Source organism: Candidatus Thiothrix phosphatis, assembly GCF_035668035.1.
Classification (GTDB): domain Bacteria; phylum Pseudomonadota; class Gammaproteobacteria; order Thiotrichales; family Thiotrichaceae; genus Thiothrix; species Thiothrix phosphatis.
Map to the genome: position 1 here is coordinate 1 of NZ_JAYMYJ010000100.1, position 11369 is coordinate 11369.

The 11369-nt window shown below is 60.4% G+C and carries 15 protein-coding genes; 6 read left to right on the forward strand and 9 right to left on the reverse strand.

Going from position 1 to position 11369, the window contains the following annotated elements:
- Window positions 1-40: 40 nt before the first annotated feature.
- The 9 genes from VSS37_RS10340 to VSS37_RS10380 all read right to left on the reverse strand — a co-directional run bounded on the left by VSS37_RS10340 (window position 41) and on the right by VSS37_RS10380 (window position 5914).
- Window positions 41-802 carry a hypothetical protein gene (locus tag VSS37_RS10340; RefSeq protein WP_324694944.1) on the reverse strand — a complete coding sequence of 254 codons (762 nt, stop codon included), beginning with the start codon at window positions 800-802 and terminating at the stop codon, window positions 41-43.
- 80 nt (window positions 803-882) lie between these two features.
- Complete coding sequence (locus tag VSS37_RS10345) at window positions 883-1569, reverse strand: phage virion morphogenesis family protein (RefSeq protein WP_324694946.1); 687 nt, start codon at window positions 1567-1569, stop codon at window positions 883-885.
- On the reverse strand, window positions 1569-1988 hold the full coding sequence (locus VSS37_RS10350) for a phage tail protein (RefSeq protein ID WP_324694948.1): 420 nt from the start codon (window positions 1986-1988) through the stop codon (window positions 1569-1571). The genes VSS37_RS10345 and VSS37_RS10350 overlap by 1 nt, the downstream gene beginning before the upstream one ends.
- Window positions 1985-2494, reverse strand: coding sequence for a head completion/stabilization protein (locus tag VSS37_RS10355; RefSeq protein WP_324694950.1), 510 nt, complete (start codon window positions 2492-2494; stop codon window positions 1985-1987). Before VSS37_RS10355 ends, VSS37_RS10350 begins: the two co-directional genes overlap by 4 nt.
- A complete protein-coding gene (locus VSS37_RS10360) occupies window positions 2491-2712 on the reverse strand; it encodes a TraR/DksA C4-type zinc finger protein (RefSeq protein WP_324694952.1) in 222 nt (73 codons plus the stop codon). Before VSS37_RS10360 ends, VSS37_RS10355 begins: the two co-directional genes overlap by 4 nt.
- On the reverse strand, window positions 2712-2960 hold the full coding sequence (locus VSS37_RS10365; RefSeq protein ID WP_324694954.1) for a hypothetical protein: 249 nt from the start codon (window positions 2958-2960) through the stop codon (window positions 2712-2714). The genes VSS37_RS10360 and VSS37_RS10365 overlap by 1 nt, the downstream gene beginning before the upstream one ends.
- 32 nt (window positions 2961-2992) lie before the next feature.
- Window positions 2993-3784, reverse strand: coding sequence for a phage terminase small subunit (gene gpM, locus VSS37_RS10370; protein ID WP_324694955.1), 792 nt, complete (start codon window positions 3782-3784; stop codon window positions 2993-2995).
- Window positions 3769-4848 carry a P2 family phage major capsid protein gene (locus VSS37_RS10375; RefSeq protein ID WP_324694956.1) on the reverse strand — a complete coding sequence of 360 codons (1080 nt, stop codon included), beginning with the start codon at window positions 4846-4848 and terminating at the stop codon, window positions 3769-3771. Before VSS37_RS10375 ends, gpM begins: the two co-directional genes overlap by 16 nt.
- Before the next feature lie 10 nt (window positions 4849-4858).
- Entirely contained in the window at window positions 4859-5914 is a 1056-nt protein-coding gene (locus VSS37_RS10380) for a head maturation protease, ClpP-related (RefSeq protein ID WP_324694957.1), read from the reverse strand.
- 64 nt (window positions 5915-5978) lie between these two features.
- On the opposite strand from VSS37_RS10380, the gene VSS37_RS10385 reads away from it, so the two are divergent.
- The 6 genes from VSS37_RS10385 to VSS37_RS10410 all read left to right on the forward strand — a co-directional run bounded on the left by VSS37_RS10385 (window position 5979) and on the right by VSS37_RS10410 (window position 10777).
- Entirely contained in the window at window positions 5979-7856 is a 1878-nt protein-coding gene (locus tag VSS37_RS10385) for a terminase large subunit domain-containing protein (RefSeq protein ID WP_324694959.1), read from the forward strand.
- The gene (locus VSS37_RS10390) at window positions 7849-8880 is read left to right on the forward strand and encodes a hypothetical protein (RefSeq protein ID WP_324694961.1); all 1032 of its coding nucleotides are present in this window, start codon (window positions 7849-7851) and stop codon (window positions 8878-8880) included. The genes VSS37_RS10385 and VSS37_RS10390 overlap by 8 nt, the downstream gene beginning before the upstream one ends.
- A 71-nt stretch (window positions 8881-8951) precedes the next feature.
- Window positions 8952-9239, forward strand: a complete 288-nt coding sequence (locus VSS37_RS10395) for a hypothetical protein (protein WP_324694963.1) — start codon at window positions 8952-8954, stop codon at window positions 9237-9239.
- The gene (locus VSS37_RS10400; protein ID WP_324694965.1) at window positions 9236-9448 is read left to right on the forward strand and encodes a hypothetical protein; all 213 of its coding nucleotides are present in this window, start codon (window positions 9236-9238) and stop codon (window positions 9446-9448) included. The genes VSS37_RS10395 and VSS37_RS10400 overlap by 4 nt, the downstream gene beginning before the upstream one ends.
- Complete coding sequence (locus VSS37_RS10405; RefSeq protein WP_324694967.1) at window positions 9384-9842, forward strand: hypothetical protein; 459 nt, start codon at window positions 9384-9386, stop codon at window positions 9840-9842. Before VSS37_RS10400 ends, VSS37_RS10405 begins: the two co-directional genes overlap by 65 nt.
- A complete protein-coding gene (locus VSS37_RS10410; RefSeq protein WP_324694969.1) occupies window positions 9839-10777 on the forward strand; it encodes an N-acetylmuramidase family protein in 939 nt (312 codons plus the stop codon). The genes VSS37_RS10405 and VSS37_RS10410 overlap by 4 nt, the downstream gene beginning before the upstream one ends.
- The last annotated feature ends 592 nt before the right edge of the window (window positions 10778-11369 follow it).

Here is an 11369-nt window from a genome sequence, read left to right on the forward strand (position 1 = left end):
CAGTGGCCATTATCTCATAATCAGGCGCGGCGGTGGGTTTTTAGAGGTTCCCTTCTGTCTCACCTTCACGCTGCCCAACAACATCCAGGTCATCAACCTTGGCCCCTTCTGGCGTTGCAACGACCTGTATATATCTGTTGTTTGCCGCATCATTAAATAGGTACTGAAACTGAACCCCACCAAATGACAATTTGTTATTGTGCTTTGAATAGAGTTTATCGATGAACTTGGAAACCTCATTCTTGCTTTTGTCCCTAAGCATGAAATAAATGAACTCTCTTATTATTTTGTTTGCCTTTTTCAATTCATTGCTTTCAAAAGAGTCTATTTCAATATCGATAGCTTTTACATTTCCTGACTGTTTATTGTAAGAAACAGTTATGCTAGGGTTTGTTATTTCATCCCCTATATTGTTGTCACTGCCGTTTAAAAAGGCAGTTATGCAGCAATCATCCATTGAACTGTCAGTTTTTTCTTCCTTTGATAACGTCACTCCAATTTTTTTAAAGGCTTCTGTTATTTTTTCCGAGAAACCATCATGCGGCTCGCTGAACTCATCAGGGCTTGCATCAGCTTTGGGGTCTGGTGTGGATGCGGCTGTTTCCGGATTCGCCAGGGCTGTCTTGCCTACAACCGGGTCGATGGCGAGGGCGACGATGAAGACGGCAAAGGCAAGGCCGATACGCAGCAGCACTTTGCCCCGGCTGGATGCCTTTGCCCAGGAAGGCTTGATCAAGCCAATGCTGAAAACGGCCATGGCCAGCAGCGATAGCAGGCCAAGAATGGGGGACAGATTTTCCATAACAATTCCTTGCGCTCAATAAAGTGGCTATTGGAGTGTTAATTTTACTCGTCGTCAATACTTGAAGGGCAATTAATGTCCTAATCCCCATAACGGATAATCAGCTCGGTCAGGAGCTGGCGGAGTTCGGCGTTTTCCTGCGGGCTGACGCCGAGGAATGGGCGGGCTGGCAGTACGCTGCTGTTTTTCCGCTTGCCCGCGTCCGGTTGCAGGATGCGGATAATTAGACCGGCCTGATTGATGGTCAGGTTCTTGCGAATCCAGGCGGCGCTGGCCTGTTGGCGTCCCTTCCCCCTGGCCCGCCGTTGGAAACCCAGCGACACCAGCCGCATGGCCTGCACGCGGGTGGCGCGGTCATTTCCCCAGCCATCGGCACCGGCCCGTTTCCGTCCCTTGCGGCTGCGCTCCGAAGCCAGATTGATCCTGGCACCTTCCTGCTGGCGTTTGGCGACGGAGCCAAGCCAGCCGTTTGCCCAATAGACCTTCCCTTCCCCGGCATTCCCTACTGCGTCCATATGCGCGGCGCGGGTAATGCGCCGCATCATCCTGCCCCGGTTTTTGCCATCGTCGTACAGTGGGTTGGGCGCGGCGCGTGGTTTCCAGCCACCGCCGTCCGGGGTGCGCTGCTGGCGGGCGTGCTTGCGGGTGTTGCTGGCTACTTTTCTGGCCAGCGCGCGGTGTATCTGTTTCAGCTTGCCGGGCGGCAAACTCAGCGCCTGTAGCTGGCGCAGGACAGACGCCATTCCGGCGGGCGTGATGACCAGCATCAGCCGCCGCCGCAGACTGTCACGCCGTCAATGACGGCTGGGGCGTAACCCACCGTTTTGCCCTCCTGCTCATAGACCTTGTCCGTGAACACCAGCGAGACCTGCACGTCGGCGCTGCCCTCATCAAGCGGGACGGCGGTGAAATGCGGCATCCCGTACAGGTCAAAATCGTAGTCATTGTCCCGTAGCCAGCGGATGATGCCGGAGAACAGCTCATCGGCGCTGCCGGTAAACGACTCCCACGAGAAGATGGCGGTATAGACCGTCCGGTAGAGCAATTGTGTCGGGGGGCCGAACCCGTCGGCGACGGCGGCGCCTGAATATTCAATTTCCCCGTCCTGCACCCAGGAGCTGAAATTGTCGTCGTTGATCAGTTGCAGGCTGCGCAGGTGCCCAGTGAGCGCCTTAAGGGATTTCATACCGCCGCCGCCCGCAGTGCCGCCGCCGGTTCATCCCCCAGGATCATGGCGATGGCGCGGGCGGATTCATCCATGAAATCCTGCACGTTTTCGTCTTCCCACTCCATGCCGGGGTATTTGTTTTGGAAACGCGCGGCGCGGTCAGAGCGGTTGAGGCTTTGGTAATGCCGCACCAGCTTGGCCTTGGCGCGGGCGAACACCGCCGTCTTGTACAGTTCGGTGAGTTCGTGCAGGTGATCCGGCGCGCCCGGCTCGCCCAGCTCCGCGCATGGCACGGCGGCCAGCGCGTCATAACCGCCCCGTTGCCATTCGCACAGCTTGGGGTTCAGCAGCCGGTTGACCTCGATCAGGGCGGCGACCGTCTGCGCGCCGACCGTCGCCTGCCGGTAATCGGAGGGGATGCGGTGACGCTCCTGCAAGTCCCCCAGGTTGAGCACGGGGAAAAAGCCGTTGTTGCCGATGGCGATGTCCAGTTTCTGCGGCGTGAACCCTGAAAAGTCACTCATGGCGCACCCCGCTGCGGCTGGCGGCGGTGCCAGTCGTCACGGCAGTCCGCGTCGCACCAGCGGCTGCGGATGTCCGCCGTCGGCGCAGGCAGCGGCGCGCCGCAGTTCTGGCAGTGGGTGACCAGCGCAGCCGCCCAGGCCGGGCGGTTGCGGATGTGGTCGATGGCGCGGTCGCGCCATTGCTGTTCCAGGGCTTCCGCCCGGTCTGCGTCGTCCATTAGTCAGGCTCTTGTTCCAGTGATCGGGCGGCGAACACCTGCCGCTCCCATTCATGCTTTTCAGCTTCGCGGCGGTCGCGGCGGCGGTTGTAGTGCCGCTGCATCAGCAGGCTGAAGGCCATGCCGATGACCCCCAACACAGCCACCCATTCATTGACGCCCCACGCCGACACGCTGTTGTAGAGGGCGTTGAATAGCCCGGCCAACAGGGAGGCCAGCGTCCAGGCCTGGATTTGTTCGGTTTGCATGTTGTTATGATCCAGTGGGGGGGGTTGCATGGCTAACCTGCCGCCGTGTCCGGATGGGGTAAGACAGGCGCAGCGGGGGTGGGTGCGGCATCAGCGGGCAAGGAGACAACCCCCGCCGCCGCATCTTCCCCGCCTGCCTGCGTGAGAGGAGCCGTTACGCGGGCCAATTCCGCGATCAAGCCCTTGACCCCAACATTCGGGTCAAGGCGATGCGCTTCCTGCGCATGGTGGAGTGCAACCTCCGGCGCTGTCTGTTTGTCATGTTTGGCCAATGCCCGGTGCAGTTTGGCGGCCGCAAAATCATTGACGGACCACCCGCCAGCGGTGGCGATCCGCCCCGGCAGGCTGCGCAACACCCCGGTCAGGTCGGGGTGCCTATTGCCCTTTTCCGCCGCCTGCACCGCTGAATCCACGAAAAACGTGCAGGGGGTGCGCTCCATCAGGGTGTTGGCCTGATGGGTGGCGGCGCAATCGTCCGCCAGGTTGCGGGCATACACCCACTGCCCCGCATCGCACGCCCACACCAGGTTGCGCACCAGCACGTCATTCTGGTGTGGCGCGGCGCGGTTGTCGTATGCCCAGCGGGTCAGGTAGTCGCGGTATTTGTCCAGCAGCGCCGGTTTGCGCTGGTTGCGCACCGCATGGTCAGCAATTGTTTTGAGCGCGTCCCAATCGTGCTTGCAGGCCGCTTGCCAAACGGCGTAGTCGCCGCTGGCGGCAGGCGCGGCAGCGGCGGCGCTCCCCTGCTTGCCGGACATCTTCGCCCGGTGCGCAGCCCAGGCCGCCTTGTGCGCCGCAACCGCGCCCATTACGGCATTTTCCACACGTCAGCCGCCCCAACCCACTCGCCTTCCGCGTTCTTCAACTGGATCGCGTCGGGGTGGACGCAGGCGCAGCCTTCCGCCGCTTCCACAACGTAGTCTTCGCGGACAAACGTGAAGTCCACGACGCCCTTGTGCAGGTGGTCATCCTCCGCAACCTTGCGGCGGTAGCTGGACTCCTGCCAGTAACGCGACAAGTTGGGGAGTTCAGACAGGAACACGCCGCGCATGGGGAATTCGTCTGATTCCACGACATCCGTGCGCCCGAAACTGCGGCTGTTCAGCAACAGGCCGGTGGCGGCGCGCTCGGTCGCCTGATGGATTGTCGCCGCGCCCAGCAAGCTGGTGTTTTCGCGCACGATCAATTCATCGCCGATGAGGACGCGCAAGCCGGTGCGGTTGCGGAACAGCTTGTGCAGCAGCTCGTAACGCAGGTGGTAGACCAGCGCGTCGAGGTTGGGGAAATCCCCGCCTTCCCCAATCTTGACGGCGGAAACTGACCCATCCGGGTTCAGGCCCAGCACGTTTTCCGGCAGTTCGTTGATCATGAACTGGAAAAAGCCTTCGTTGATGTCGCGCAATTCAGGGTCGGCGCTGTGGGGTTCGGTCCGCTGGCCGTGCCACATCACTTTCAAACGGTCACGCGCCTGTGCAAACAGCACTTGCTGGCGGAAACGCTCGTAGAAATTCGGCAAGTGCGCCCAGGCGTCGATCTTGTCCCAGGTGATCACGCTGTCTTGCTCGACTTCATGGCATTCATATTGGCGTTGAACCAAGTCCGTCGGGTCGGTTGGGCGGCGCAAGGTGCCGTCAGCATTGGCGGTGCGGGTGCGTTTGGTGATGTTTCCCGGCACGCCGAATGCGAGGATGTCGCCCTTGACCTCGCGGACGGGTGTGTTGTTGACCAAGGCCAGGAAGGCATTGGACTGCATCACCCGTTCCTCAATCGTCTGGGCGGTGCGCGGCGCAATATTCGTGACCCGATTCGGGGCAATGCCCTGGTCACGCTGCAAGCCCTGCATCATGTTGTTGATGGCTGCACGGCCCTGTGGTGTTACATTGCTCATTGATGCCCCCTTAATAATCGTATTTGGCGTCGCCCGCTGGGGCGTTGTTCACCGGCGGGATATTGCTGGGGACTTCCTTTTTCAGTTCCGCCAGTTCCGCAGCCAGGGCGGTGTTCTGCGCGGCCAGGGCTTCGGCCTGTTCGCGCAAGGCTTTCATTTCCGGCGCTTCTTCAGCGGGCTTTGACGGCTCCGGCGCGGGTTCGGCTGGTTTCAGCGCGGCCAGCTTCTCATCCAGCATCCGGGCGTATTCCTCACGCTCGGCTTTGAGCGCGGCTTGCAAGTCTTCCGGGGTCATATCGTCCTCGACATATTCAGGTTCAACGGGTGGGGTGATGGCGGGCGGTGTCCCCACCACGCGGTTTAAGATGCGCTCCACCCAGGGGCGGTTGCGGCTGGCGGCGTTGCCGACGCGCTCCACAAAGGCGGTGGGGGGATGCTTGAAATTCTTGGCGGCGAAATGCCAGGCGTTTTCGGGTTGCCTTTTGTCGATGGCGGACAAGTCCACCGGGTCAATGACCGCGTCAATCAGGCCAGCCGCCAGCGCCTCATCAGCGGTAAACCAAGTTTCCTCATCTAGCATCATCTGCACAGCGGCGGCAGTTTTGCCCATCCGCTCCATGTAACGCGGGAGGATGGCCTGCTCATGCTTCGCCAGCATGTCGGCGGCCTTGCGCATGTCGGCGGGGCTGCCCCATGCCACGCCCTGGGCGTTGTGGATCATGGCCAGCGCGTTCTGCGCCATGCGGATGGTGTCGCCCGCCAGCATGATGACGCTGCCCATGCTCAGGGCGTAGCCCATCACCTCCACTGTGACGTGGGCGGGGTGCTGGCGCAGCAGGTTGTAGATGGGCAGGCCATCTTCAAAATACCCGCCAATCGTGGACAGCTTGACCGTGATGGATTCCACGTCTTGCGCGTCACGCAACTGTTGCAACACTTCGTTGGCGGTGTTGCCGTCCCACCAGTCGCCGATCACGCCGAACAGGTAGAGGTCAACATGCGTGCCGTTGGCCTGCATGCTGATGCCGGTCTTAGCGGCGGACGGGAGTTGTAGTGCTTTGCTCATGGCAGGCACATTAGCAGCCACGCCCCGCGCACACGGCGCGGAGTTTCAACCCGCGCCCGGCTGATTGAAACAATCCCCACCGCAGCCGCCGCCCTGCCCCGACAATGCGGGCATGAATGACCAGACCGCCGCCGCAACCGCCGCCAGCAGCCGCTACGACGCGGAGACGGTCGAGGCTGCCCGCGCCGCATGGGTCAGCGGCGAGCCGGTCAGCAGCATCGCCAAACGGCTGGGGCTTAACTCACGCCGCGTGTTGTACCGCTGGCGCGACCATTACGGTTGGGACAACCAGCGGCCGCCGGAATCAGCCTTGGTCAGCACCACCCGCCGCTACAACGCCCTGATCGACGCGGACGCCAAGTCGGCGGCGGACTGGGAGGAAATCCTCAAGCTGGCCGACCTGATCCTGCGGTTTGAGAAGATGGAGGCGGTGCGCAACGGCGAACCGGTCGGCCCCGGCAGGCCGATGGGGGTGAAAAATGGCGAAGGCAAGGCCAAAAAGCGCAAAAAGAACGATGTTTCCCATCTGACGGAGGCGGATTTCGCGCGCTTTCTGGCGGGCTTCGCCGCCGACGGCAGCCCCAATGTTTACCCACACCAGCGCTTGCTGCTGGACGCGGGCAAAGACCCGCTGACCCGCCGCATCCGTTTCGTGCTGAAGGGCCGCCAGGAAGGCATGACCTACATTTTCGGCTATGAGGCGTGGGAAACGGCGGTGTCGCTGGGGCATAACCAGATTTTCATCTCCTCAACCAAGGCGCAGGCGGAGGTTTTCAAATCCTACATCAGCATCATCGCCCGCCAGCATTTTGACGTGGAGCTGTCCGGCAACCCGGTCAAGCTGGTCAAGGACGGGCTGCCGTGGGCGGAGCTGCATTTCCTGTCGCCCAACAGTTATGCGGACTCCCGCTCCGGCGATGTGTATTTCGATGAGTGCTTCAAAACGCGGAACTGGAAAAAGATGGAGGAGATCGCCGCGCCGATGTCCACCCTGAAGCAGTACCGCACCACCTATTTTTCCAGCCCGACCGCCATCAGCCACGCCGCGTATGAGATCTGGTCGGGGGAGCGCTACGGCAAATTCCACCCCGAGTTCAAGATTGATGTGGCAGTCCCCCGCCATGGCGATTGCGAACTGACCCACGGGCGGCTGGATGAGGATGGCGTCTGGCGGGTCGCCCTGACGATCCACGATTGCATCCGCATGGGTTGGGATAAGGCCGATCTTGATTTCCTCAGAAAAAAGACCCCTGACCCCGACTTGTTCGCCGTCACTTACGAATGCCAGTTCATTGATGACACCAGCAGCGTGTTCAAGCTGGAGGACATCCTGGCCTGCGGCGTCAATGTGCAGGAGGCATGGCTGGACATTGACTTCAACGCCGACCGGCCCGCCGGGAATTTGCCGTGCACGGGCGGCTATGACCCGGCGGCGATTGGCGACAACGCCTCAAAAGCCACGATGACGTTCCCCCGCAATGAAGCGGAGAAGTTCCGCCTGCTGCAAAAGGATGTGTGGCATGGGCTGCCCGCGCCGGTGCAGGTGGCGCGCATCCGCGCCAATTCGGAACGCTACAGCTATGACTACATGGAAGTGGACGCCACGGGGCCTGGGTTGTTCATCCCCTCCTTTATCCGCGAGTTCATCCCCAATGTGGTCGAAGTGCAATACAACCCGGTGCGGGTCGCCCTGATGATCCAGAAGGGGCAATCGGTCATCCTCGCCCGCCGCTTTGAATACGATGAGGACGACCAGACGCTGCCGCTGGCGTTCCTCACGATCTACATGCAGGGCAATGAAAACGGCGTCGTCAAATACGCCAGCCGTTACAGCAAGAACGTCGGCCACGGCGATGAAGCCTGGGCCTGCCTGCACGCCTTCATGTGCGAACCCCTCAACCCGGCCCAGTCGGGCAATTCGAGATTTTCTGTCCATGAGTAAAACCACCACCTACGCCCCTCCTGCCACTGAAGCCAGTTCAGCGGTGGTCGCCAACCGCTGGGGCGACCCTGAGTCGGCGCTGGAAGCCAGCCGCCTGGAGCTGGTTTACGGTTCCCAGCTTGCCCATAACGGGCAGTATTATGAACCGCCCATCCCGTTTGAAGGGCTGGCGCGGCTGCGCCGGGTGAACCCGCACCATTCGCCGCTGCCGGAATTCGTGGCCAACTGGGTTGTCCGGTACATGAAGCCGCACCCGCTGATCCAGCGGCAGGAACTGCGGCGGATGCTCATCGACTACGAAACGACCGGGAACGGCTTCCTGCGCCGCCACACCGATCAGGCTGGCCGCACGGTCAGGATCAGCCACCAGCCGACCATCAACACCCGCCGCGCCGCCGACCCGGCGCGCTATGGCTACCTGAAGCCGGACACGCGGGAATTCCAGTTGTTCTATGGCGTTGAAATCCTGCACCACGCCCAGCATGAGACGCTCCAGCAGATGTACGGGACGCCCTACTGGATCGGGGCGATGCAGTCGATCCTGCTCGGCGAGGACGTGCGGATTTTTCCGCGCCTGTTCTTCAAAAACGGCGGGTCAACCGGCGACATGGTGGTGACCTCCGGCCTGACCGGCAAGGAACAGGAAAATGTCGAGGGCATTGTCGGCAAGGTGAAAGGCGGCGGGCGGTTCCTGCGGATGGTGTTCCAGTTCTCGCGGGGGAAAATCGACGAAATGGTCAAGGTCATCCCCTACTCCACCGGCAGCGACAAGATCGATTTTTCAAAGCTGGCCAACCTCAGCAGCGACGACGTGCTGGATGCGTGGGGCATCCGTGCCGAACTGGTCGGGATGACGCCAGACACGCCAGGGGGCAGCGGCGACCTGGACAAGCTCAAGCGCATGTGGCACGAGGGCGGCGTCATCCCGCGCCAGCAGGCGTTGCAGGATTTGCTGGAGGGCGTCCTGCCAGTTCCGTTGGCGTTTTATGGCTATGACGAGCTGGACACTGCATATAGTGGATAAAGTTCTATTTTGCCGTTATTAATCATATATATTGTATAATGTGGCATAAACAAACAATTGGGGACAGGCCGATGTCGGTGAACCAGTATGACTATGCCATCGTTTGCCCGGGCAAGCCGGACAAACAGGAATGTTTGACCTGCCGTGACCGCAAAATGCGGATACGCGGCCACCACAAAGGCAAGTGGGCGACGGAGGAGAACAGCGGCGAATGGGTGCAGCGCGTGTATGTCACCCCGCCGTGCATGGCGCCGCTGCTGATCCGCCGCGAGGAGCGGTTGAGTGAATGCCGCACCGGGGACGGGATGCACACAACGTTCCATACCAAGCTGTTGCAACTGCCGATGGAGGGCTTATGAGCCGGTCACAAGCGGAGGGGATGTTCTGGCTGCTGGCGGGCGTCTCCATGTGCCTGCTGGCGGCGGGCATGGCGCTGGCGCTGGTGATATGGGCGGCGGCTCCCCAGGGGATTTATCCACACTTACTGCCGGGAGGCAGCAACTATGAGCGACGACTGGAAATGGCGGCTTGCCCGCGACTACCGGTACGAAACCGGCCTGGCCGTTGACTGCCCCGCCGGGGCAGCCAGCCTGCAATTCGGGGATGGCAAACAGACTTGGCTGACCATCGACGCCGACGGCGCGGTGACGGTCAGCGCCGGTTACGCCTGGGATGGGTGCAGCCCCAAGTTCAAGGTTTTCAATGTTGTGCTGGGGACGCCGGATGGCGCGCCCAACCCGCAGACGGGGCGGCCTTACACGTACTTCGCCAGCCTGGTGCATGACGCGCTGTACCAGTTCATGGATGCGCCTGGCTTCCCGTGGACGCGCGCGCAGATCGACGCGGTTTTCCTGCAAATCCTGCGGGCTGACGGCTGGTGCTGGGCGGGCCTGTACTATGCCGCCGTCCGCTACGCTGGCGGCGCGTACCGCTGGATCAACCAGTGGAGGATGTTCGCATGAGCTTTAGCCGTGAACAGTATGCTGCCGCCGCCGAGACGCTGGGGTGCGAGCCTGAAATGATTGAGGCGGTTTGCGAAAAGGAAGTGTCCGGCAAACAGGCGTTTTTCACACAGGGGGGACGGCGTATACCCAAGATTTTGTACGAGCGCCATAAGTTCTGGGAGCTGCTGGAGGAGCGTGGCCTCAACCCGCGCCAGTTGCTGGCCTCAACCCCGGACATGGCCGACGTGCTGGCGCCCTCGCCTTACAAACGCTATGGCCGCTACATCGCGCAATATGAGCGCCGCAACAAGGCCATCACCGTGGATCGGGAAGCCGCCTTCGGCGCGTGCAGCTACGCCAGTTTCCAGATCATGGGCTACCACTTCGCCAGTTGCGGCTACCCCAGCGCCGAGGCGTTTGCGGAGGCGATGGAAAACACGGACAACCACCTGCCCGCGTTTGTCGCGTTCATCAAGGATCAGGGCTTCGCCAAATACCTGCAACAGCGGGACTTTGAGGGCTTCGCCAAGCACTACAACGGCGCGTCCTATTGGAAAAAAGGCTACCACATCGAGCTGGCGCGCATTTACCAGCGCATCCTGGCGCGCAACCTGCCGAAACACGACAGCGCGGTCATCGCCGCCGTGAAATCCGCCACCGTGCAACGCGCCGGAGCCGCCGTGGCCGCCGCTGCGGCACCTGCCGCCCCGCTGGCCTTGGATATGGGGAGCGTCAATGGCCTCATCCAGCAGTTGCAGGGGATCGCGGATTCCGGCAATGGCGTGATCAACACCGTGCAGGCGCTGCACCAGCAGGCGGAGGCGGTCAGTGGGCAGCTGGGCTTTGTCGCCAACTGGCTGCCGTGGCTGTCAGGCGGCTGGACGTTGCTGCTGCTGGTGATGTTCGCCCTGGTCGTGCGGCGGTATCTGCATGATCGGGGGTATGTGGCGTGATGGCTATGGCTGTGTTGATCTGATTACAGGCCGCCCCTGTTACCTGACCCGGCTCATGCCGGGCTTTTTTTGCCCTGGAATTGCCGCCAGAAGAAAATTTGGAGAGTGAGGTGCATAAACTAGTAATTATAGTAACCGGATGCCAAAAGCATATATAAGGCAATGATTGATAAGGTGTTTTCCGGTTACTAAAAAAGGTAATCGGATAGTAATCGGGTTACTACTGCCAAAAAAATATAAGCAAAAACATATAGTTAATGGCAAGGCCGATTACAAGCGCAAAAAGGTGACTGGTTACTATCCGATTACCTTTTTTAGTAATCGTTAACTCTATGAAAATAAAAGGGAAAAACAGGCAAATTACCAGAATTACTATAATTACTAGTTTTCTCACCTATACCCAACATTTTTGAAATTTTCCGTCATCGCTACGGATTGGCCAACAACTGCCCTTCCTGATGCCGTTGCCGGACACCACGCCCTATTTTCGTCAGACTTTCGTCAGAGTTGCTGTTTTTTTGTTCAGTGTGATTTTTATAAGTGCTTGATTTTATTGGCAGCCCCAACAGGAATCGAACCTGTAGCTGCCCCT